Consider the following 23,110-nt stretch of genomic DNA (forward strand, 5'->3'; position numbering starts at 1 on the left):
GAAAGGTTGACCAACAGTCGTTCTTCACGTCGCTCCGCAGGCTGGGGAGGGCCGGCTCGGCTCATCCTGCGTCTTGTGTTGATGGGAGTCGGCCTGGGACTGCTCACAGGCACGGGCCTCCGGCTCCTGGCACCGCGCGTGCAGCAGCAGGAGATTTCACTGCCCAGCTGGCTGGCCGATCAACCGGTGATCACAACGCTGCTCGGTGAAGCCGTTGAGCCCCAAACCATTGGGGAGGCCTCGAAAGACGAGAAGCTTGCGCCGGCAGCAGCGAACGTCCTTAAGCAGGCACGATTTGCCCCAAAGCAGGAAATCAAGGCCTTATCCCAGCGCTGGGTGGAACTGGCCAGCCAACAGACCGATCTGCAGGCCAGCGCCTATATGCTCATCCTGGACGACGGTCGCTTTGCAGCCATGCAGGCGGAGCGACCCATGCCAGCCGCCAGTTCGATCAAGACACCGATCCTTCTGGCAGTGCTGGAACTGCTGGACCAAGGAACGCTTCAGTGGAACGAGCCCCTCACGCTGACCCAAGAGCTGGTGGGTGGAGGCGCCGGATGGATGGCCTCCCGGCCGCTGGGCAGTCGCTTCCCCACCTATGAGGTCGCCACAGAAATGATCCGGGTCAGCGACAACTCCGCCACCAATCTGATGATTGCCAGGGCAGGGGGAATGGAGCAGATCAATGCCCGCTTTCAGGAGCTGGACCTCCCAGCAACCGTTGTGAACAACTGGCTGCCGGATCTCGATGGAACCAACACCACAAGTGCACGGGATCTAAGCCGTGCCATCGCTTTGGTGGATAGCGGCGAGGTTCTGGGTCCCCGAAGCCGGGATCTATTTCGCGAGGTGATGGGGACGTCAGTCACCAACACCCTTCTACCCACGGGCTTGATGCGCGGCCTGGGTGGTGCTCAGGGTGCACCCGACGACAGCCTGGCCCGCAAGGGTTACCGCGTCTACAACAAAACCGGTGACATCGGACTTGCCTACGCCGATGCCGGTCTGATCGAACTGCCGGACGGCAGACGCGCTGTGGCGGGATTTCTGGTGAAAGGCCCCTTCAACGACCCCAGATCCACGGAACTGATTCGTCAGCTCTCCGCCGCCATGGCACCGCATCTGAAACCCAACCCTGCCCCTCCAAAACCATGAAGCTCGCCGCTCTGTTGTCCGCAGCTTGGGTGAGTGTTGCGGCGATGCCCGTCTCTGCAGAGGTGATTGAGCGTCAGCAGAGCGTTCGCCCCTTACCGGGAGCCCTCGACAACGTGTTGATGGTGAACGACAACAACCCCGAACTCATTCAGAACGACGGCATCCTGATTTCAACATTTCCAGATAGGGATGCAGCGTCCGTTCCCGTTGTGCTGAACGGCCGCTTTGACCTGTTCAGCCACCACGTCTATGCCGGTGATGCGGAAGGCAGTCCAACGTCGACTCTGTGGCTGGCGGTTCTAGCGGCTCCCCTGGGAGACGCTCCGGTGACCCTGCAGCTGCTCTCGGGAAGCACCTCACTATCTCAAGCGACGGAACCGGGCCAAACCCAAGCTCCCTTCCTGCCTTTGCCGAGCCTGATGCAGGAGACCACCGAGGTTGTGGCCGCTGGACCTGGCAGCCGCGTCGCCGGAGATCTGTTGGCAAGTCGAAGCGCACCGGAACTCTCCAGCCGTCGCTGGACCCTTCCTCCAGGCTCACCCACTCGGCTGATGCTGTTGCCCATTCCAGTGGCAGGTCTCGACCCACTGCTGAATGGTCGCAACCTGCAACTGCGGTTCCACAGCTCCGCCCCCGTGGCGATAGCCACCCTGGCTGCCCATGGGAACGATGGACAGGCTCCAAACGATCAGCACTGGCTTCAGCTGCTGAAAAGCCGACGCTTGAGCAGCAAGGAGCATCAACCAACCCCACGGGGCAGCAAAGGCAAGATCATCTATTCACGGGTGAGCGGTGTTCAGATCGGCAGCAGCTGGCGGGCTCGCCTAACCGACCCAGGGAGCACTGTTCTGGCCGCACCTAAGGCACCCATTTCATGGCCGATCAGCAGTTTGGAACGCGGAACCCTCGCCACTAACCAGGTTCAAACCGCTGAGCTCGAGAGGTTTTATCCCGGAACAGCCTGGGCCGCCCATGGGAACTACGGGGTGGAATACGACCTCACCCTGCCCCTGAAGAACACAGGTTCAGCCCCTGTGAAGCTGCAACTGTCTCTGGATTCACCCCTCAAAGGCAACAGCCAAACCTCCTTCCTGCGCTTCCGCGATGACCTCAACGGACCGGTCATGTTCCGGGGGCCAATCCAGACCACGGGTCTAGAGGATCCAAAGGGTGTTCCCCAGGGACGCCAGACGCAGCATCTTGTGTTGCGCCAGGGTCAGCAGGGATCGTCCCTGGGACAGGTGATGCTCAAACCAGGGGAAGGCAAGCAAGTGCGCGTTCGCTTGATCTATCCCGCTGATGCCACACCGCCGCAGGTCCTCACCGTGCAGCCTGTGAAACAATCCTGAGCACGCCAACAGATTTGCTCGTGACTGCACCCCGGAAGCGCAGGGTCTTCCCCTTCACTGCAGTGATCGGTCAGGAGGAGATGAAGCTGGCCCTGCTTCTCAACGTGATCGACCCACGCATCGGTGGCGTCATGATCATGGGGGACCGCGGGACCGGTAAATCCACCACGATCCGAGCTCTAGCGGATCTACTGCCCGACATCGAGGTGGTGGCTGGTGACCCCTACAACAGTTCGTCCACCGATCCCGACCTCCAGAGCAGTGAGGTGCGCGAGCGAATGCAACAGGGGGAAACCCTCAGCACCGAGCCGCGGCAGGTGCCAATGGTGGACCTCCCCCTGGGTGCGACGGAAGACCGTCTTTGCGGCACCATCGATATCGAAAAAGCCCTGAGCGAAGGTGTTCGCGCCTTTGAGCCTGGTTTGCTGGCCAAGGCCAACCGTGGCCTCCTCTACGTGGATGAGGTGAACCTGCTCGACGATCACCTTGTCGACGTGCTGCTCGATTCAGCCGCCTCCGGCTGGAACACCGTGGAACGGGAAGGGGTGTCCGTGCGCCACCCCGCTCGTTTTGTCTTGATCGGCTCCGGCAACCCGGAGGAAGGCGAGCTACGTCCCCAACTGCTCGATCGCTTCGGGATGAGCGTTGAGGTGCGCACCGTGCGCGATCCAGAGCTGCGGGTTCAGGTGGTGGACCAACGCACAGCCTTTGACAGTGATCCCGATGGCTTCAGCACAGCTGTGGAGGGAAATCAGAATGCCCTTCAGCAACGCGTGGTGGAAGCCCAGCAGCGCCTGGACCAGGTGACCATCGACGACGATCTGCGCCTGCGCATTTCCGCCGTCTGCGGTGAGCTGGATGTGGATGGCCTGCGGGGTGACATCGTCACCAACCGAGCCGCCCGGGCCCTGGCCGCCTTCGAGGGGCGCACCGAAGTCAGTGAAGAAGATGTCGCCCGCGTCGCCTCCTGCTGCCTGCGGCACCGTCTGCGTAAAGACCCCCTCGAACAGGTGGATTCCGGCGACCGTGTGGTCAAGGTGTTCTGCAAGGTGTTTGAACGAAGTGAGAGCAGCGATCGCGCTGATTTCGAACTGGCCCTCGCCGCCTGATCCCACCACAATCAGCCCATGCGCATCCTCGGCATCGACCCGGGCCTGGCCCGGGTGGGCTATGGGGTGATCGACATCGACGACGGATGCCAGCGCATGCTCGACTGCGGCATCATCCAGACCGACCCGGGTCGCTCGGATGGTGACCGAATGGTTGAAATCGCTGGTGACCTGCGCCAACTCATCCGGATCTGGCGACCGGATCTGGCCGCCGTGGAGAAGTTTTTCTTCTACCGATCGAGCAACACCATCAACGTGGTTCAGGCACGCGGAGTCGTGGTCATGACGCTGGCTCGCTTCAAGATCCCGATGGTGGAATTCCCTCCCATGCAGATCAAACTCGCCGTGGCGGGGTTTGGGCATGCCGAGAAAGACGAAGTCCTGGAGGCGGTGATGCGGGAGTTGAATCTGAATGAACCACCAAGGCCGGATGATGCGGCCGATGCCTTGGCGGTCGCTCTGACAGCGTGGCTGCAGCGATGAGCGCAAAGCAGATGCTGCGCCATCACTTCAGAGAGCAGCGCCAATTGGGAGAGGTTGCCACCCGCGCCATCCAGGAAGCGGTGGTGAACCTGGTCGGCAGTTCAATCTGCGGCAACGGATATGTGGGGATCTACTGGCCCCTACCGGGTGAGGCGGATTTACGTCCGTTGCGTGATGTTCTCCATCCGCCGCTGGCCTTGCCGGTCGCCGATGGCGAAGGAGGACTCATCTATCGGAGCTGGACCAAAGAAGCTCTTCAGCCGGATGGCTGCGGCATTCCTGCGCCCGCCGAGGGAGAGGCTCTTCGGCCCGATCAATTGGCGCTGTTGTTGGTGCCGGCGCTAGCGATTGACCGCGATGGAATCCGCCTGGGCTATGGCGGTGGTTACTACGACCGTCTCAGGGCTGATCCCGCCTGGGCCACCACACCAGCCTGGGTGGTGCTGCCCTCAGCCTGCATGGCGACCGAACTGCTGCCCCGCGATCCCTGGGATCTTCCTTTCACAGGATGGATCACGGAGCAGGGTGCTGGTCGGCCGACCTGACTCACCGCATCATGGGCTCCATTGATCGTCCTTCCATGCTGCGTCTGCTGGCTCCACTGGTCCTACTCAGCGCGGTTCTTCAAGGCACGGTTCTGGCTCCCGCCAAAGCCCATCAGATCGAAAGCGCTCTGCACTATCTCGATGGTGATCTGCAACTGAGCAGCAACTTTTCCAACGGGGAACCCACCCAAGGTGCCGTTGTGCGATTGCTCAATGCCGATGGCACCCCTGGGCAAGAACTGGGCCGCACCGATGCAGACGGACGCCTCAGCCTCGATCTCAGCACGGTGGTCAACGGCACCGTCGATCTTCAGGTGGACGGTGGTCCGGGCCACCGCGACTACCTGGAGCTCCCGGTTCAAGATGGCGCCGTGAATCTGAACGAGGTGGTCGTGTTCCCCTTCAGCCTGGTGTTGGTGGGGCTGCTGGTTAACGTGCGACGTCGAAACGACTGAGCCCGCCATGGCCACTAGCACTGGCAGTGATGCCCTCGACCGGATGGTGGAGCGATTGGGCGGCACTGCTGATCCAAAACGCCGTTACGAATACGTGCTCTGGCTGGCAAAAAAGCTCGCTCCTATGCCTGCAGAAGAGCAAACCGAAGACATCAAAGTGAAGGGGTGTGTGTCTCAGGTTTTTGTGCGGGGCGCCCTGGATGACGGGGTGATGCGCTGGCGGGGAGACTCCGATGCTCTGATCACCAAGGGGCTTCTGGCCTTGTTGATCCAGGGTCTGGATGGGCTAACCCCGGCCAAGGTGCAGGCGGTGGACCCGGCCTTTATTGCTGCGACTGGTCTTCAGGCCAGCCTGACGCCTTCGCGCGCCAATGGCTTCCTCAACATCCTTCTGGCCATGCAGGAACAGGCCAGGCAGTTGGAGAACTGAAGCGAAATCACGCCAATACATAGAGTCGCTCAAAATCGTTCCAACACGGATCAGAGGGAATGGCAGCAAAGGTCGGCGTGGGTCTGCTGGGGCTGGGCACGGTTGGCGGTGGAGTGGCTTCAATCCTCCAGAGTCCCGGCGAACGCCACCCGCTGGTCAATGAACTGGAGCTGATCCGGGTTGCCGTCCGCGATCTGAGCCGGCCCCGCCCCGTGGTCCTGGACGAGAGCCTGCTCACCACCGATCCATCGGCGGTGATTCAGGACCCGGCGGTGGACGTTGTGGTGGAGGTGATCGGTGGCCTGGAACCAGCCCGCAGCCTGATTCTTCAAGCAATCGCAGCAGGCAAATCCGTGGTAACCGCCAACAAGGCCGTGATCGCACGCCACGGCCAGGAAATCGCTGAAGCCGCTGCAGCCGCCGGGGTGTATGTGCTGATCGAAGCCGCCGTCGGTGGGGGGATTCCCATCATTGAGCCGCTGAAGCAGTCCCTTGGTGGCAACCGCATCAACCGCGTCAGCGGCATCATCAATGGCACCACCAACTACATCCTCACCCGGATGGCTGAGGAGGGAGCCGCCTACGACGCGGTGCTCAAGGATGCCCAAGACCTCGGGTATGCCGAAGCCGACCCGGCAGCGGATGTGGATGGCCTCGATGCAGCCGACAAGATCGCGATCCTGGCCACCCTTGCGTTCGGCGGCAGTGTGGAGCGCGCCGCGGTTCCCACCGAAGGAATCAGTGGCCTTCAGGGTGTGGATGTGGATTACGCCAACCAGCTCGGCTATGGCGTGAAGCTGCTGGCTGTGGCTGAGCGCATGGCGGCAAGTGGCGATCCGCTGCCGCTCTCTCTGCGCGTGCAGCCGACACTCGTTCCTAAGGACCACCCCCTAGCGGGCGTCAACGGTGTGAACAACGCCATCCTTGTGGAAGGTGATCCGATCGGCCGGGTGATGTTCTACGGCCCTGGAGCGGGGGCCGGCCCGACGGCTTCGGCGGTGGTTGCGGACATTCTCAACATCGCCGGAATTCGCCAGGCCAGCGACGGCCCCGGCAAGGTGGACCCCCTACTGGCTGCGGGGAGCTGGCGGCCCTGCGCCCTGGTCGAGTCAGGCGAGATTCGCCAACGCCATTACGTGCGTTTTAAGACAAAAGATGCCCCGGGAGTCATCGGCAATGTCGGCGGCTGCTTCGGCCAACGCAAAGTCTCCATCCAGTCGATCGTGCAATTCAATGCGAGTGACGCCGGAGCCGAGATCGTTGTGATCACCCATGAAGTGAGTCAACGCCAAATGGATGAGGCCCTCGAAGCGATCCAGGCCCTCCCTGAGGTTTTAGGCCTGGCCGCTCACCTCGGCTGCCTCTAGGGAGACCAACAGAACTGGCGGATGGGTCCGGGCATACGTCAGAATGTCAAGAACTCTCACAGCCCAGGTCCGGATCCGCGGATTTGTGCACAAAACGGTTCATGCAGAACCTCATCTGTTCGGTCCCGGGTCAAGGCTGCTCTCTGCAGGAGGGGATCAACCCGATGACTGTGCATCAAGGGGATTGCGTCAACCTGGACAGTGATGACAACACGTATCAGGTCATCGGCGTCGATGGCGATCACGATCGGTGCTGGGTCCGCCGCTGGCCTCTTCAAAGAAGCGAGGGTTCACCGGTGTTCGAAATCTCCATGGAGCGGATTCGCCAGGTCGGCTAACTCGCTGTTGAATAGGCCGACCAGTTGATGCCCGAGGCCTTTTGAAGCGCACCCATCGCCCCACGACACGGACGTGCGGTGGGGTGCTCATAGGGCTCGTTCTGGCCCTCGCTCAGATGGGGTGTCAAGCACCACCCCTGACCACCCGCATCACGGTGGCATCAGCAGGACGAATCAGTTCTCTCGATCCAGCTCAGGCCAGCACCCTCAGTGCCACGCAACTGATCAGCGCCCTGGGGGATCCGCTTTACCGCCTCAAGCGTGATGGATCCCTGGAGCCACGCCTGGCGGCATCGGCTCCAGTTCTGAGTGATGGCGGACGCACCGTCACGATTCCACTGCGCACCGATGTGCGCTTCCACGATGGAACGCCGTTTAACGCCGCAGCCATGGCCTTCAGCCTGCGGCGCTTCCTCAACATTGGAACCCTCAGCTACGTGGTGGGCGATCGCATCGCATCGGTGGAGGAAGCGGACGCTCATACCTTGCGTCTACGCCTCAGTCGCCCATCCACTTCACTGCGTGGGTTACTGACGTCCATCAACCTCACCCCCATTTCACCGAAGGCCTACAGCAGTCACCAGGACCGGTTTCTGCACGATCGCTTTGTTGGAACAGGCCCCTACAAACTGACCCGCTTCAGCGAACATCAGCAAAGGCTGGAACCCTTTGCCCAGTACTGGGGGGAGGCACCACGCAACAACGGGCTGGATCTGATCACGCTGAGCAACTCCACGGCGCTGTATGGGGCTCTGCGCAGTGGTGAGGTGGATCTGCTGCTCTCCGCCTCCATCGACGAAGACCAACGCCATACCCTGCATCAACAGGCCATCGCAGGAGACCTGCACGAGTCTGTTGGCCCGGCGATGGAGATCGGCTACATCACCTTGCTGAGCAATCAGGATCCATTCCGGGACCCCAACCTGAGACGTGCCCTGGCCGTCAGTCTCAACCGAACTGAGATCAGTGAGCGGGTGAGCTACGGCCTCCGCCGTCCGCTTCGGGCGCTCGTGCCCCCCAGTCTTCCCGGCGGAGCCCTGGCCTCATGGCCGAAACACAACCCCAACCAGGCCCGCGAACTGCTCCGGGCTGCTGGCTACTGCAACGGCCGCCCCCTGCGCTTTCCGCTCACCTTCCGCTCCAATGTGCCCGCCGACAAACTGCTAGCCCTCACCTGGCAGGCCCAGGTGCAACGTGACCTCCCCGACTGCCTGGCGTTGGAGCTTGATGGCGTTGAGTCCACAACCATCTACCGCCAACTGGGGGAGGGTGCTTTCAAAGCGGTGATGCTGGATTGGCGTGGCAGCTACCCCGACCCTGAGGCGTATCTGACGCCGCTATTGAGCTGCACATCGGTGAAGGGCGACCATTGTGTCGATGGTGAAGCGGCGATCAGCGGCAGCTTCTGGAGTGCACCGGGTCTGCAGACCACTCTTCTAGAAACCGACACGCTTGTTGGTGACGCACGTCGGAACGCCCTGGATCGCGTGGAACATCTCTCAGCCAACGGTGCCGCCTACATCCCCGTCTGGCTGGATTCACCTCGAGCCTGGGCCCAACTGAACCTCAGCCCTCCAAAATTTGATGGCAGTGGTCAGTTGATGCTCGCTGAACTGGAGCGCCGATTCGAAGGAACGACAAACAACTAATGGGACGTGCCCGAGACCTAGCCCGCTACAGCGCCACCCGCCTCGCTCTGGCGCCTCTGATGTTGTGGCTTATCGCCAGCCTGGTGTTCCTGCTGCTGCGCGTCGCCCCTGGGGATCCGGTGGATGCGGTCCTCGGCAGCCGGGCACCAGCTGCCGCCAAAGCTGCCATGCGGGCTCGGCTGGGACTGGATCAGTCGTTGCTGGATCAGTACCTCACCTATCTCAACGGTTTACTCCATGGAGACCTGGGACAGGCCCTGATCAACCAGGAGCCAGTGCGGACGATCATCGGCAAAACTTTGCCCGCCAGCCTGGAGCTGAGCGTCATCGCACTGGTGATGGCCGCTGTGGTCGGGCTGAGCGTTGGCTTCAGCGGCATCGCCAGACCGGAAGGGACCCTTGATCTTGGCGGCCGCCTTTACGGACTGGGCACCTATGCACTGCCGCCCTTTTGGGTCGCCATGCTGGTGCAATTGGTGTTCGCCGTGAGCTTGGGGTGGCTGCCGGTGGGCGGGCGATTCCCACCCAGTCTTCTTCCCCCTGATGGAAGCGGCTTTTTCCTTCTTGACAGCGCGCTGCAGAGCAACTGGGCAGCCTTCCGGGGCACCGTGCGTCACTTGATCCTGCCCGCAGGAACCCTGGCACTGCTTCTCAGCGGAACCTTCACAACAGCATTGCGTCTGAACCTGCGACGCACCCTGCGCGGCGACTACGTGGAAGCGGCGCGCAGCCGTGGCCTGAGTGAGCGTCAGGTCATCCTGCGCCACGGGCTCCCAAATGCCTTGCTACCCGTGCTCACCATCGCCGGCATCACCGTGGCTTCATTGATCGGTGGAGCCCTGCTGATTGAAGTCACCTTTTCCTGGCCTGGCATCGCCCTACGCCTGCAGGAAGCCATTAACCAAAGGGACTACCCCGTCGTTCAAGGGATCGTGGTGGTGATCGCCGCCTTGGTGGTGCTGGTGAGTGTTGCCGTTGACCTGCTGGTGGCAGCCCTCGATCCGCGCGTGCGTTACTGACCCATCAGTTCCAAAGCCCGCCGACGCTCCAAGCGATGCCACCGCGTCATTGACGTCGAATCCTTGAGGTGGAGGGAATCCTGGCGGGGAGGTCCGGCGCTGAGGGAATTGAGGAAGCCGATGACTTCAAAGGCAATCACCCGTTGCACGCTGAGGGGATTCACCCCCACCAGCTCCTCACCTAGTCGAAAGAGATCGTCACCTTGCGAGGCCGACTCCTGGCCATCCACACGAATCGGCGAGAAGTGACTGGCCCCCTCAACAACAACCACCCTGCTGGCGGGATGCTGCGACAGTCCGACCATAAGAGCCACCTGCTCATCCAAAGCAGGGGTAATTAGATCGAGCGTGCCGCCGACCAGGAGCATGGGAAGTGACAACGCCTGGCTGGAGCGGTGGGGCCAGATCAAACCACCAAAGCTGTTGAGCCCCACCACCGCCCGAGGGAGCGGAAGCATCGCATTGCCTTCGAGCACGCGCCCTGCAGCGAGTTCACACTGGAGCAATTCCGAGAGGTTGGTGAGGGGCAAGCCAGCCAACGCCCCTTCACAGCGCTGATCCATCCCGGGCACCACTGCCGCCCCACTGGCCAGCAGCCCTGTTAGGGCTCCCAGGGAGTGCCCTATCAGTACGACCTCCTCTCCGGGGATGTTCAAATCGCCCTGTCGTTGCGCATCCAGCACCGCCTCAAGATCAGCCAGCCGCTGCTGGAGCACCTCAGCGCCATTAAACGACTGACGGCCCTCGAGCAATGCCTGAACGGCAGTGGCATCACTGCCGGGATGTTCAAGTAACACCACAGGCCAGCCCGCCTTCATCAGCGAGCGAGCGAGCCAGTGGAAGTGATTGGGATCCCCGCCAAGGCCGGGCATGATTAAGACCCAGTTCCGATCGTCACGGGGCGACTGGGGGATCCAGCTTTCCAGTTGCAATGGACGCTGACGATGGCCGACGGACAGCGTTGACGGACGGGACCCGTCTGGCGAGGGCGAACGCTCACCTGGGGGGAGAGGCTGCAAACGCGCTTCTTCCAGGCCAAGCGAGTTCATCAGCCTGTGATGTCGCTTTAGTTCCAGCTTCCAGCGATTGGCGGCACCCACGAGCGCATCGAGATCCAGACGCAGCTGCCGGGTTGGCAAAGCCTCCAGCACATCCAATGTCGAAACGGTCTCCTGCTGTTCAAGCAGCAGTTCGAGCGTGGAAAGAACCAACGCACTGTTAATACGCCCTCCGTCTTCCACCCGAATCAATTCCCCCAGCGCATCCAGAAGGGGACCGGCTCCCCAGCTGCTGAGCATCTGACGCCCGAGGCTGCGCCGGGAGAGAACCGGAGCCTTCAGCAGACGAATCAGCCCTTCTTTGCTTTCGGGAGCGAGAAGACGCATCCAGGTGGACAGCTCCGATCGGGAGAACTGCGATGGATCACCCTCTGGTGACCGCACAAAGGCACCGAGTTCCTCAACGGAAACAGGTAAAACCACGCCATCGATCTTGACCTCCACGTGTTCTGTGGAGCGAACAGGCCACGATCCGCCCGTGCTGAGCAGCAGACTGCCCACCAAGCCCATCGCGATGCATCGTCCTGTTAAGCGTCCGCGCAGCAACGCCTGACCCTCTGCGGTGGTGGAACCAGTTTCCATCACCTCTGAGAAATGTCACCCGACTGAGGTTCCTGGCCTCCATCGGTGCAGGCGGAGTGATGTTTATGACACCACTGATCTTTCATGCGATCGATTTCTCTGCGCGTGAGGTTGGCAGTGGGCTGGCCGTCTCAGCCCTGATTGGCACAGTGGTGCGTCTTCTGAGCGGTGCACTGCTCGATCGAGGCATCCGTTGCTCGTGGCCAGTCCGGGGCACAACGCTGTTGGCGATTGCTGCTGATCTGATCTTGCTGCAGGCCGACAACTACAACAGCTACCTCGTTGGACAACTTCTTCTCGGTTGTGCAGCTGGGTTGTATTGGCCTGCGATCGAATTGGCCGTTCCCTTGAGTTGCGGAAGCTTGCCTTCAGGCAGGGGGTACGCCCTGGTGCGCAGCGCCGATGCTCTCGGCATCGGCATCGGAACGTTGATCGGAACCGCTGCCGCAACCCTGGGCACCCTGCGAACGGTGTACAGCGTTGAGGCGGTGTGCATGGGAGCCGTCCTAGTGCTGATCAGCCTTCATCCGCTCCAAGACGGTCCGCCGTATCGCGACCTCAGCCGTAACAGCCCAGAACCTGGAGATCAACTGCCAACCTCCCGTCTGCCCTGGTTGCTTCCCCTGTTGCCAGTGCTGGTGATCAGTGTGGTGGCCACAGGAATCCTTGCCCTTCAGCAGAGTGCACTTCCCCTGGATTTAGTGCGCGGGGGGCTCTTGAGACCGGCCCTGAGCGAAAGTCATAGCAGTGCCCTCATCGCTCTGCAGTTGACCCTGCTGGTGAGCCTGCAGTGGCCGGTGGGTCGTTGGCTGTCGGAGCGCAGCGTTGCCTTCGGCCTAGGCCTGAGCCTTGCAGGATTCAGTGTTGGCTGCGGTTTGATCGCTCTTTCGTCCCTTTTTGAAAGCGGAACAGCACTCGTGCTGGCAGCTCTGCTGCCGATGGCGTTCGCCCAGGCAGCGTTCCTTCCCACCGCCACAGAAGCGGTCATTGAAGAGACTCCACCGGAACACCGGGGTTTGGCCATGGCACTGTTTTCCCAGTGCTTCGCCATCAGCGCCATCGTGGCGCCCCTCGCTGGAGGAGCCTTATTGGATCTTCAGGGCAACGGCGTCGTGCTCTGGTTGTTGATGGGAGGAGCCTGCATTGTCGTGGTACCGACCCTTCGCAGCCTGAAACCGCGGTATCGAGCGACAGCAATCAATGCCGATGGGCACCTCCCTGGGAAAAAGCAACAGCGCATTGATGCCGTGGCAGGCAGTCCAGGCAATCTTCGGTAGCAAAGGCCACCGCCTCTGATCGTGCATTAGCGAGGCGAGAATGAAGGCAAGCGAAGGTCGCAGGCCACCCATCGGGCAATCGAAGGATTGAGATCAGCCATGACGGAAAAAAAATCAGGCGCGGGCAGTCAGCCCCGAGGGATCCAAAGGCCTCAGCTGATCGTGCATGCCGGCACACACAAAACAGCCTCGACGTACATCCAAGAACGGCTGCACCGCAATCGTGATCTCCTAAAGAGCCAAGGCGTGAGCCTGCAGGACCCAGTGGACTGCAAGCCCAAACCGAAAAAACTCGCGGCTGAGCTGTGCAAACAGAGGAGCAGACGCTGGAAGGCTTTCTTCAAGCAACAACTGAAGGGATCGCATCGCCTTCTCAGTGCGGAGCAATTCGCCGTCCCCCTCACCGATTCCGACTGCATCCGGCAACTTGAGGCGATGGCGGATGAAGCAGGCTATGAGCTTCACATTGTGATTTTCATCCGCAGCCAGCTCGACTACATCAACTCGAGATACATCTATTCACTGCGGCGGTTTTACCACCACCAAACCTTTGAGCAGTTTGTTGACGATGCCTTAAAGGGAAGGCTCCAGAACGAGAAAACCAAGCGAGGCAAAATCGAACGCCGCCAGGATGTGTTTGATTTCTGGAGCTATTTCCAGCCCTTACTCAAAGCGAGAGACAAGGGCCTAAAGGTGAGTTTTCTTCCGTTCCGCCAAGGGGACCTGGATCCTTTTGAGCAGTTCATTTTCGCGATCAACCTCTCGACAGAACTGTCATGGAAACCCTGTCCCCAGCGCCACTACAACCGCAGCCCAGGAACCAGAGGCGTTTGGCTGGCCAGGTTACTAAGCCAACTCCTCAAGGAGCGTAATATCTCCCCAAAAGTGATTGAAAATTCCTCTCAGATCATTCTCAAAGAGGAGCAACGAAAGCTTTGGCGCGATCCATCTTTCTGGGGATACTCACGCAAACTGACCAAAAAAGTGACGCGACATTTCGAGAAAAATAACGCGAAATTCGCCCAAGCAGCATGGAACTGCAGCTGGGACGAAGCCTTCTCCAAATCCAAGAAAGCCGAACATCGCAGACGATCTGTTTATACCCCAGGATCCATAGAAACTGAAATGCGCATGCATGCTTCTGCGCAACGATTGCTTGGCCGCATCATGCGACAACAATCCGCTGAAAAATCTTCACCCCCGAAACGATTGATCGATCTAATCCTTCCGAACCGCTAAACAATACTGAAGATATTTTTACCATCAGGAAGCTATACTTATCCATCAAAAAATTGCCAGCACATTAAAACCGCAAAACATATTGCCATTAAAACCTAGAAGTTAATCCAATTCCACGCACATATTTTCTATTCTGATATTCATAAACTCGAACCAGATCTTGATTAGACGTTGAACAAAAATTCCATTACATCACCTTCGTCCACCACATACTCCTTTCCTTCACTGCGCAGCCAACCCTTATTGCGTGCTTCTGCCAGTGATCCAGCTTCCAAGAGCTTCTCCCAACCGATCGTCTGAGCTCGGATGAAGCCTCGCTCAAAGTCGGTGTGGATGACCCCAGCGGTTTGCGGTGCGGTCATCCCAGCCTTGAACGTCCAGGCCCGGGTTTCCTTTTCACCGGTGGTGAAGTAGGTGCGCAGACCCAGCAAGCGATAGGTGGCGCGGATCAGACTTTGCAGACCCCCTTCAGTCACCCCCAAACCTTCGAGGTAGTCGGCGCGCTCGTCGTCACCCAGTTCGACCAGCTCAGCTTCCACCTGGGCTGAAATCCGCACCGTTTCGGCCCCTTCTTTGGCCGCTAGCTCATTCACCTCGGTGCAGAAGGCATTGCCATCGGCAAGATCCTCCTCGCTCACATTGGTGGCGTAGATAATTGGCTTGGCCGTTAACAGCCCCAAGGGCTTGATCAAGGCAGCCTCCTCATCTGCCAGCTCGACACTGCGGGCCGCGCCACCGTTCTCAAGCACAGCCTGAATCCGCTCCAACGCAGCATCCTCCAGCTGTGCTTCCTTGCTGGTACGCATCTGCTTCTTCAGACGCTCCCGTCGCTTTTCGATCTGGGCCAGGTCAGACAGACCCAGCTCCAGGTTGATCACCTCCGCATCTCGGGACGGACCCACAGACCCCGAGACGTGAATGACGTCATCGTCCTCGAAACAACGGATCACGTGAACGATCGCGTCCACCTCACGAATGTTGGCCAAAAACTTGTTGCCCAGACCTTCGCCCTGGCTGGCACCTTTCACCAATCCAGCGATATCCACGAACTCCATTCGGGTCGGGATGGTGTTCTGACTCTTGCTGAGTTCGGTTAGCCGATCCAGCCGCTCATCAGGGACTGCCACGCTGCCCACATTGGGTTCGATCGTGCAGAACGGAAAATTGGCAGCCTGCGCCTGGGCATTGGCCACCAATGCGTTGAACAAGGTGGACTTGCCCACATTGGGCAATCCGACAATTCCGGCTTTGAGCATCGGCGGAATCTACCGGCCAACGGCGAGACTGTTGTGAAGTTTTGTGGGCCCATGCTGCAGTCCTTGCGCTCCCCTGCGTCCCAATCTCCTGAGGCCGAGCTTGCATCAATGGCGAAAGGAAGATCCAAGCGGCCCAAAGCAGTGATGGTTGGGCTGCTGGTGCTGGCCCTCTGCGGTGGAGGAGTCCTGCTGCTGCGGTTCGGTCCCTGGAGCAACCGTCAGAGGGACTTAACGCCGTTCACCACCACCGCTGAGCGGGGAATTCTCTCCGGGGTCATTACTGCCAGTGGCGAACTGCAGGCCCAGCAGAGGGTGAACGTGAGTCCGCGCAAGCAGGGGGTGCTCGGTGAACTGCTGGTGGATGAAGGAGATCTTGTGGAGGAAGGCCAGGTGCTGGCGGTGATGGATCAAGCGGATCTCGAGGATCGGTTGCAAGAGAGGCAGGCGCTGCTGCGCCAGGCAGAGGCCAACTTCCTGACCAAAAAAGAGGATTTCGACCGTCGCAGCCAGCTGTATGCCAGTGGCGTGATCAGCGCTGACGACTTCAGCGACGTGCGCTTCGAGATGCTGGCCCGACAGGCGGGCCTGACTGCAGCTCGAGAACGTTTAGAGCAATTGGAACAGGAGAGCCGTGAGCAGAGAATCCGCGCGCCCTTCGCCGGCACCATCACCGCGCGCTACACCGAACCTGGATCGTTTGTCACCCCCACCACCGCCGCCTCGGCAACCGCAGGTGCCACGAGCGCTTCGATTGTTGAGCTGTCGCAGGGATTGGAAGTCAGCGCCCGCGTTCCGGAAAGCGATATCGGACGCATCGTGACTGGCCAGAACGCCGAGATCCGCGTTGACGCCTTCCCCGATGAACGCTTCTCCGCACGGGTGAGTGAAATTGCCCCCCGCGCTGAAAAAGAAGACAACGTCACCTCCTTCGAAGTGAAGCTGAACTTCGTCAATCCGCCCAAAAAACTGCTGATCGGCATGACCGCCGACATCAATTTTCAAACCGGGCGTAGTGCACCGAAACTCCTGGTGCCCACCGTGGCAATCGTGACGGAGGAGGGCAAACCGGGCGTGTTGCTGGTGGATGACAACCAGAAACCACGTTTCCAGCCGGTGGAACTGGGCAACAGCAGCGGCGACCAGACTGCGATCCTGGACGGTCTCGAGTCAGGAACTCGCGTGTTCATCGATCTGCCTCCCTGGGCTGATCGCCGCGATTAATCCACCCACTTTTCAACATCGTCATGCCTGAGGCCACCGCCAAGCCCCTCCTGTTGCTTGTGGATGGCCATTCCCTGGCATTCCGCAGCTTTTACGCCTTCAGCAAGGGAGGTGAAGGTGGCCTCGCGACCAAAGATGGCCGACCCACCAGCGTGACCTATGGCTTTCTTAAAGCCCTTTTAGACAACAGCAAATCTCTGAAGCCCGAAGGTGTCGCGATCGCCTTCGACACAGCCGAGCCCACCTTTCGCCACAAGGCGGACGCCAATTACAAGGCCCATCGGGATGTGGCCCCTGAGGTGTTCTTTCAGGACCTTGAGCAGCTCCAGAAGATCCTCGAGACACATCTGCAGCTCCCCCTCTGCATCGCACCGGGCTTCGAGGCTGACGATGTTCTGGGAACCCTGGCAAACCGAGCAGCCGACACGGGCTGGGGCGTTCGGATTCTGTCTGGCGACCGAGACTTGTTTCAGCTGGTGGATGACAGCCGCGACATCGCGGTGCTGTACATGGGCGGAGGCCCCTACGCCAAAAGCAGTGGCCCGACACTGATTAGGGAAGAGGGAGTGCTCGGCAAGCTCGGCGTGATGCCCGACAAGGTGGTGGATCTCAAGGCCCTGACCGGTGACAGCTCCGACAACATCCCCGGCGTGCGCGGTGTCGGCCCCAAAACAGCCATCAACCTGCTCAAGGAGAACAGCGATCTCGACGCGGTTTACGCCACCCTCGAGCAGGTGGAAGCGGAAGGGCCGAAAGCCAGTCGGGGAGCCATCAAGGGAGCACTCAAGGGAAAACTGCGCTCAGATCGTGACAACGCCTATCTCTCGCGCAAGCTGGCCGAGATTCTTGTGGATGTTCCCCTCCCCAAGGAACCCAGCCTGCCGTTGTCTTCGGTGGATGCCGACGGCCTGAGGAGTTGCCTGGAAGACCTCGAACTCAACAGCCTGTTGCGCCAGGTGGGGGGCTTTGTGGCGGCCTTTTCAGAAGGGGGCTTTAGGGCCAATGCGGACGCAGCCCCAGCCAAGGCAACCCACTCAGTGACTACGGCAACCTCCTCAAACGATGCCGCGGCAGAGCAAGCGACAGATGAGGAGGTGGGGCTGCCCGCCCTGACACCCCAGTTAATCCAGACCGAAACAGCCCTGGATGCACTGGTGCAGAGGCTGATGGCCTGCACCGACAGAGCACAGCCTGTCGCCCTCGACACGGAGACCACCGACCTCAACCCCTTTCGGGCCGAGCTGGTGGGCATCGGCATTTGCTGGGGAGAGGCACTGGACGCTCTGGCCTATATCCCGCTGGGGCACAAAGGCACCGAAGACAGCAGCCCTGAACAGCTGGCGTTGCAAACCGTGCTCACCGCCCTCGCTCCTTGGCTGGCCAGCAACACCCACCCCAAAACCCTTCAGAACGCCAAATACGACCGTTTAATCCTGCTGCGGCATGGCGTTGCCCTGGAGGGCGTTGTGATCGACACGCTGCTGGCGGATTACTTACGGGATGCAGCAGCCAAACATGGTCTGGAACTGATGGCGGAGCGGGAATTTGGCTTCCAGCCCACCTCCTTCACGGATCTGGTGGGCAAAAAACAAACCTTCGCCGATGTCCCGCTGGAGCCCGCCAGCCTGTACTGCGGCATGGACGTGCACATCACCCGCCGTCTGGCACTCCTGCTGCACAGTCAGCTGGAGGCGATGGGGCCCCAGCTACTGCCGCTGCTCCAGCAGGTGGAACAGCCGCTGGAACCGGTGCTGGCTCTCATGGAATCGACCGGAATCCGTGTCGATGTGCCCTATCTCAAAGGCCTCTCGGAAGAAATGGGAACCACCCTTCAGCGGCTGGAATCAGAAGCCAAAGAGGCCGCCGGTGTGGATTTCAACCTGGCCTCGCCCAAGCAGCTTGGGGAATTGTTGTTCGACACCCTGGGGCTGGATCGCAAGAAATCGCGCCGCACCAAAACGGGCTTCAGCACCGATGCCACAGTCTTGGAGAAACTCAGCAACGATCACCCGGTGGTGCCCCTGGTGCTGGAGCACCGGGTGCTCAGCAAGCTCAAGAGCACCTACATCGACGCCTTGCCACAGCTGGTGGAAGCCGAAACCGGGCGGGTCCACACCGATTTCAACCAAGCCGTGACGGCAACGGGACGGCTGAGCAGCAGCAACCCCAACCTTCAGAACATCCCCGTGCGCACCGAGTACAGCCGGCGCATCCGCAAGGCCTTCCTGCCGCAGGAGGGCTGGACCCTGCTCAGCGCCGACTACTCCCAGATCGAGCTGCGGATCCTCACCCACCTCTCGGGCGAAGAGGTGCTGCAGGAGGCTTACCGCAGCGGTGATGACGTGCACGCGCTGACCGCCCGGCTGCTGTTGGACAAAGACGAGGTCAGCCCGGATGAACGCCGCCTCGGCAAGACCATCAACTTCGGCGTGATCTACGGCATGGGAGCACAGCGGTTCGCGCGGGAAACCGGCGTCAACCAGAGCGAAGCCAAGGAGTTCCTTGCGAAATACAAGCAGCGCTACCCCAAGGTGTTCGCCTTCTTGGAGCTGCAGGAACGGCTCGCCCTCAGCCGCGGTTACGTGGAGACGATCCTTGGGCGCCGGCGCCCGTTCCACTTCGACCGCAACGGCCTGGGCCGGCTGCTGGGCAAGGACCCTCTGGAGATCGACCTGGATGTGGCCCGCCGCGGCGGCATGGAGGCCCAGCAACTCAGGGCCGCCGCCAATGCCCCGATTCAGGGGTCGAGTGCCGACATCATCAAAGTGGCGATGGTGCAGCTGCAAGCAGCCCTACAGAACCAGGGGCTGCCTGCCCAATTGCTGCTGCAGGTGCACGACGAACTGGTGCTGGAAGTAGCACCGGATGCCCTGGAGACCACGCGGGAGCTGGTGGTTAAGACCATGGAACAGGCCGTCGAGCTGACTGTGCCCTTGGTGGTGGAGACCGGCGTCGGCGCGAACTGGATGGAAGCGAAATAAACGCAACCGAACAGGCCGTAGCCTCAGCCGCAGCTTCTGAACGGCTGTGTCCTTGCGGCTCACCAACACCCTCACCCGCCGCACCGAGCCGTTCACACCGCTGACACCGGGCAAAGCGAGCATCTACTGCTGCGGCGTGACGGTCTATGACCTCTGCCACCTGGGCCATGCCCGCAGCTACATCAACTGGGATGTGCTGCGGCGGTATCTGATCTGGCGGGGCATCGAGGTGACCTTCGTTCAGAACTTCACCGACATCGACGACAAGATCCTCAAACGCGCCGATGAGGAGAACTCCACGATGACGGCCGTCAGCGAGCGGAACATCGAGTCCTTCCATCAGGACATGGATGCTCTTGGAATCCTGCGGCCCGACCGCATGCCCCGCGCCACTCAGTGCCTGGATGGGATCCGCAATCTCATCGGCGAACTGGAAGCCAAAGGTGCGGCCTACAGCGCTGAAGGGGATGTGTACTTCGCAGTCATGAAGCATGCCGGTTACGGCAAGCTCAGCGGCCGCGATTTGGGCGAACAACAGGACAATGCAGCTGGTCGCGTAGCCGATGCCGAAGAGGCCCGCAAGAAACACCCCTTCGATTTCGCGCTATGGAAAGGGGCCAAACCCGGAGAACCCAGCTTCCCCTCCCCCTGGGGTGAGGGACGCCCTGGCTGGCACATCGAATGCTCAGCCATGGTGCGGGCGGAGCTCGGAGACACAATCGACATCCACCTCGGTGGCGCCGACCTGGTGTTCCCGCACCACGAGAACGAGATAGCCCAATCCGAAGCAGCTACAGGCCAAGACCTGGCCCGGATCTGGATGCACAACGGCATGGTCAATGTCGGCGGGCAGAAGATGAGCAAATCGCTCGGCAACTTCACCACCATCCGCGCGCTGCTGGAGAGCGGGGTCTCGGCGATGACCCTGCGCCTGTTTGTGCTGCAGGCCCACTACCGCAAACCCCTGGATTTCACCGCGGATGCCCTCGACGCCGCGGCCACCGGCTGGAAGGGGCTCAACGCGGCCCTGGGCCTTGGGGATCGCCATGGCGAAAGCCTCGGCTGGAGCTCCGCCGCACCCTTGCAGGAGGGAGCCGTGAGTGCCGATGAAGGCCCAACCAACACCGCTCTGGTTGAGCTCGCTCAACGCTTCATCAGCGCCATGGACGATGACCTCAACAGCTCGGGAGGGTTAGCTGTTCTGTTCGATCTGGCCAAGCCCCTGCGGGCCCTCGCCAACCGGCTGGAACGGGGTGAGGACGCTGCACTGCCTGAGCCGGAGTTAAACGACCTGGAGGGTCGCTGGCGGCTGCTGCGCCACCTGGCAGCGGTGCTGGGACTGCGCTCAGAAGCGGAGGCGGCCTCCAGCCTCGACGACGGCGCGATTGATGCGGCCATCTCAGCCCGCAAAGCCGCCAAAGCCGCGAAGAATTACGCGGATGCCGACCGAATCCGAGATGAGCTCGCCGCCCAAGGTGTGGAGCTGATCGACAAACCCGGCGGTGTGACGGAGTGGATCCGCTCCTGATCCCGGCAGACTGAAGGTCAACACCCTCGCTCCCCATGCTCTGGCTGAAAAAGCTGAATTTCATGGAAACCGCCAAGCTGGAAATGGAGCTGATGAAAGCTCTGGATGCCGGCGAAGACCTCGACGCCAAGCTCGCAACGCAGAGGCAGTTAGCTGAATGCAGTGGCGATGCGGAGCAAGCCTGGAAAGCGGAGGTCTGGAACAAGATGCTGCTCAGAATCCGCAAAATGGAATCCATGTTGAATCCTCCTGGTGAGCCATGAGTGCGGCACCAGCGGAGACACTGCTGAAAGCCATTCAGCTCTCCGTTTCACCGGTGTTTCTCCTGGCTGGCATCGGAGCGATGATGAATGTGCTGTCGGGACGGTTGAGCCGCAGTGTGGATCGCGCCAGAGAGCTGAAACGTCGCTGCCAGGAGCTGGACTGCGACGAGCAGGCTGAATTCAGGTTGATTCGTCAGCGCATCCGGTTGGTGGTTCGTGCCATTGGCCTACTCACGCTGTCGACCCTATTAATTTCAACGGTTGTTGCCGTGATCTTTCTCACGGTGGCCCTGCAGATCAACCTTTCGATGGTTGTGGCACCGCTGTTCGTGGCCGCCATGCTGACGCTTACCTCAGCAGCGCTCTGCTTCTTACGCGAAATCACGCTCGCCTCAAAGCAGTTGGAGGCCACCTTCGGGCCCACGGCATTCTTCAACTAGACATCAGATCGATCACGCTGATCACCAGACCGACGGCAATCACAGGCGGCGAAATCCATCGCAGCATGACCAGCAGAAAGCGCTTCAACCAAAGAGGGCTGCCTGAATGGGTGAGCTCCTCCTGAAAGCGCTCCGGAAGCACCCAGCCCAGCAACAACGCCAGCAGCAACCCACCAAGAATCAGCAATAAACCGCCAAACACGGAGTCCATCCAGCCCAGAACCTCCATCGAGGTGGCCGCCGGAAGCCCGGCCACAAAGATCAAGGCCGTGGACACCCAGACGGCCCGAGCTCGACTCCAACCCAGTCGATCGATCAGACATGCCACCGGCACCTCCAGTAGCGACACAGCTGAGGTGATCGCAGCAATGAGGGCCAAGGCGAAAAAGAGCACAGCCACCACCTGGCCTGTGGAGCCAAGCGACCCCAGGCCAGTGGGCAAAGCGATAAAGATCGTGCCCAGGGTCGAGCCGCTGATCACATCCTGAAGGCCAAAACTCATCACCACGGGGAAGGTGACCATTCCGGCCAGCAATCCCACAGCGGTGTCCATCCCAACCACCGCCACGGCTTCCCGCGGCAGGTGGGCACGCCTGCTCAGATAGGCCGAGTAGGCAAGGATGCAACCGATTCCCGTCCCAATCGAGAAGAAGGCCTGCGTGAAGGCATTACGAATCGTGGTGGGGTCACGCAACTGGCTGTTATCCCAGCGCAGCAGGAAGGTCCGGTAGCCCTCCGAGGCGCCCTCAAGGCCAGCGGCCCAAACCGCAAGGCCGATCAGCAGAACGAACAGCAGTGGCAGGCCCCAGCGGGACAAACGCTCGATTCCTCCGCGCACGCCGGCAGCAACCACGCCGGCAGTCGCCACAAGACTCAGAAGCTGGCCGATCAAGGCGGAACGTCCGCCACTGAGACCCGCGAAAAATGCTTCAGCTGAGGGGATATCCGCAGGAAGCCCCTGCGTCAGGGTCTGTACAAGAGTCGCCCCGGTCCAGCCCATCAACACGGCATAGAAGGCCAGAATTCCACAGGCAGCCAGCACGAACAGCCAGCCCATGGGCTGCCAGCGACGACCAGCCGCCGTCACCGGCGCCAGAAGAGGGCTCTGGCCGGTGCTGCGACCCAGCACCATTTCGGCCACCAGCACCGGCAGGCAGACCAAGAGCACAATCACCACATACAGGAACAGGAAGGCCCCGCCACCCCCCTGAGATGCGCGGTAAGCAAAGCCCCAGAGGTTGCCCAGCCCAACGGCACTACCCGCAGCCGCCAAGACAAAGCCCAGTCCCGATCGCCACTGTTCCTTCGCCATGCGCTCTCAACAAGCTGTCCGCCAGCTTGCCAGCGATTAACAGTCCTGGTGGGA

21 protein-coding genes are annotated in these 23,110 nt (G+C 60.8%); 18 read left to right on the forward strand and 3 right to left on the reverse strand.

The genetic code is table 11. The annotated features are described in order from the left end of the window. Window positions 1–6 precede the first annotated feature (6 nt). From DXY29_RS12380 to DXY29_RS12430, 11 genes are all read left to right on the forward strand, one after another. Window positions 7–1,155: a serine hydrolase gene (locus DXY29_RS12380; RefSeq protein WP_115025318.1), complete on the forward strand. Its 1,149-nt coding sequence runs from the start codon at window positions 7–9 to the stop codon at window positions 1,153–1,155. Next, window positions 1,152–2,504, forward strand: a complete 1,353-nt coding sequence (locus DXY29_RS12385) for a DUF3370 domain-containing protein (RefSeq protein ID WP_115025319.1) — start codon at window positions 1,152–1,154, stop codon at window positions 2,502–2,504. The genes DXY29_RS12380 and DXY29_RS12385 overlap by 4 nt, the downstream gene beginning before the upstream one ends. Window positions 2,505–2,524: 20 nt before the next feature. After that, window positions 2,525–3,613 (forward strand): magnesium chelatase ATPase subunit I, encoded by a 1,089-nt coding sequence (bchI, locus tag DXY29_RS12390; RefSeq protein ID WP_115025395.1) that lies wholly within the window; start codon window positions 2,525–2,527, stop codon window positions 3,611–3,613. Between the two features lie 18 nt (window positions 3,614–3,631). Continuing rightward, window positions 3,632–4,096: a crossover junction endodeoxyribonuclease RuvC gene (gene ruvC / locus DXY29_RS12395; RefSeq protein ID WP_115025320.1), complete on the forward strand. Its 465-nt coding sequence runs from the start codon at window positions 3,632–3,634 to the stop codon at window positions 4,094–4,096. Beyond that, a complete protein-coding gene (locus tag DXY29_RS12400) occupies window positions 4,093–4,641 on the forward strand; it encodes a 5-formyltetrahydrofolate cyclo-ligase (RefSeq protein WP_115025321.1) in 549 nt (182 codons plus the stop codon). Before ruvC ends, DXY29_RS12400 begins: the two co-directional genes overlap by 4 nt. Window positions 4,642–4,676: 35 nt before the next feature. Next, a complete protein-coding gene (locus DXY29_RS12405) occupies window positions 4,677–5,096 on the forward strand; it encodes a hypothetical protein (RefSeq protein ID WP_244279394.1) in 420 nt (139 codons plus the stop codon). A gap of 7 nt (window positions 5,097–5,103) precedes the next feature. Then, entirely contained in the window at window positions 5,104–5,526 is a 423-nt protein-coding gene (locus DXY29_RS12410) for a SufE family protein (RefSeq protein ID WP_115025322.1), read from the forward strand. A gap of 59 nt (window positions 5,527–5,585) precedes the next feature. After that, a complete protein-coding gene (locus DXY29_RS12415) occupies window positions 5,586–6,893 on the forward strand; it encodes a homoserine dehydrogenase (RefSeq protein WP_115025323.1) in 1,308 nt (435 codons plus the stop codon). 164 nt (window positions 6,894–7,057) lie between these two features. Next, the gene (locus DXY29_RS12420) at window positions 7,058–7,231 is read left to right on the forward strand and encodes a hypothetical protein (protein ID WP_370520009.1); all 174 of its coding nucleotides are present in this window, start codon (window positions 7,058–7,060) and stop codon (window positions 7,229–7,231) included. A 116-nt stretch (window positions 7,232–7,347) separates the two neighbouring features. Then, window positions 7,348–8,880 carry an ABC transporter substrate-binding protein gene (locus tag DXY29_RS12425; RefSeq protein WP_115025324.1) on the forward strand — a complete coding sequence of 511 codons (1,533 nt, stop codon included), beginning with the start codon at window positions 7,348–7,350 and terminating at the stop codon, window positions 8,878–8,880. Then, a complete protein-coding gene (locus DXY29_RS12430) occupies window positions 8,880–9,899 on the forward strand; it encodes an ABC transporter permease (protein ID WP_115025325.1) in 1,020 nt (339 codons plus the stop codon). Before DXY29_RS12425 ends, DXY29_RS12430 begins: the two co-directional genes overlap by 1 nt. On the opposite strand, the gene DXY29_RS12435 is transcribed toward DXY29_RS12430, so the two are convergent. Further along, window positions 9,893–11,539 (reverse strand): alpha/beta fold hydrolase, encoded by a 1,647-nt coding sequence (locus DXY29_RS12435; protein ID WP_244279395.1) that lies wholly within the window; start codon window positions 11,537–11,539, stop codon window positions 9,893–9,895. The genes DXY29_RS12430 and DXY29_RS12435 overlap by 7 nt on opposite strands. 5 nt (window positions 11,540–11,544) lie before the next feature. Here DXY29_RS12435 and DXY29_RS12440 point away from each other — a divergent pair, with 5 nt between their 5' ends. Together DXY29_RS12440 and DXY29_RS12445 are read left to right on the forward strand one after the other, a co-directional pair. Continuing rightward, complete coding sequence (locus tag DXY29_RS12440) at window positions 11,545–12,816, forward strand: MFS transporter (protein ID WP_256377614.1); 1,272 nt, start codon at window positions 11,545–11,547, stop codon at window positions 12,814–12,816. 435 nt (window positions 12,817–13,251) lie between these two features. Next, window positions 13,252–14,055 carry a hypothetical protein gene (locus DXY29_RS12445; RefSeq protein ID WP_136987774.1) on the forward strand — a complete coding sequence of 268 codons (804 nt, stop codon included), beginning with the start codon at window positions 13,252–13,254 and terminating at the stop codon, window positions 14,053–14,055. A gap of 164 nt (window positions 14,056–14,219) precedes the next feature. Here DXY29_RS12445 and ychF read toward each other — a convergent pair whose 3' ends face one another. Next, on the reverse strand, window positions 14,220–15,311 hold the full coding sequence (gene ychF, locus DXY29_RS12450; protein WP_115025328.1) for a redox-regulated ATPase YchF: 1,092 nt from the start codon (window positions 15,309–15,311) through the stop codon (window positions 14,220–14,222). Between the two features lie 108 nt (window positions 15,312–15,419). Between ychF and DXY29_RS12455 the strand changes: the two genes are divergently transcribed. The 5 genes from DXY29_RS12455 to DXY29_RS12475 all read left to right on the forward strand — a co-directional run bounded on the left by DXY29_RS12455 (window position 15,420) and on the right by DXY29_RS12475 (window position 21,744). Continuing rightward, window positions 15,420–16,532, forward strand: a complete 1,113-nt coding sequence (locus DXY29_RS12455; RefSeq protein WP_244279397.1) for an efflux RND transporter periplasmic adaptor subunit — start codon at window positions 15,420–15,422, stop codon at window positions 16,530–16,532. 23 nt (window positions 16,533–16,555) lie between these two features. Beyond that, entirely contained in the window at window positions 16,556–19,513 is a 2,958-nt protein-coding gene (gene polA / locus DXY29_RS12460) for a DNA polymerase I (protein ID WP_115025330.1), read from the forward strand. A 46-nt stretch (window positions 19,514–19,559) separates the two neighbouring features. Further along, window positions 19,560–21,041, forward strand: coding sequence for a cysteine--tRNA ligase (gene cysS / locus DXY29_RS12465; RefSeq protein ID WP_115025331.1), 1,482 nt, complete (start codon window positions 19,560–19,562; stop codon window positions 21,039–21,041). A 62-nt stretch (window positions 21,042–21,103) separates the two neighbouring features. After that, the gene (locus tag DXY29_RS12470) at window positions 21,104–21,304 is read left to right on the forward strand and encodes a hypothetical protein (protein ID WP_244279398.1); all 201 of its coding nucleotides are present in this window, start codon (window positions 21,104–21,106) and stop codon (window positions 21,302–21,304) included. Further along, window positions 21,301–21,744, forward strand: coding sequence for a DUF2721 domain-containing protein (locus tag DXY29_RS12475; protein WP_115025333.1), 444 nt, complete (start codon window positions 21,301–21,303; stop codon window positions 21,742–21,744). The genes DXY29_RS12470 and DXY29_RS12475 overlap by 4 nt, the downstream gene beginning before the upstream one ends. Here the strand turns inward: DXY29_RS12475 and DXY29_RS12480 are convergent. Beyond that, window positions 21,737–23,056 (reverse strand): sodium-dependent transporter, encoded by a 1,320-nt coding sequence (locus tag DXY29_RS12480; protein ID WP_115025334.1) that lies wholly within the window; start codon window positions 23,054–23,056, stop codon window positions 21,737–21,739. The genes DXY29_RS12475 and DXY29_RS12480 overlap by 8 nt on opposite strands. Between the last annotated feature and the right edge of the window lie 54 nt (window positions 23,057–23,110).

The organism is Synechococcus sp. UW69 (assembly GCF_900474185.1).
Taxonomy (GTDB): domain Bacteria; phylum Cyanobacteriota; class Cyanobacteriia; order PCC-6307; family Cyanobiaceae; genus Parasynechococcus.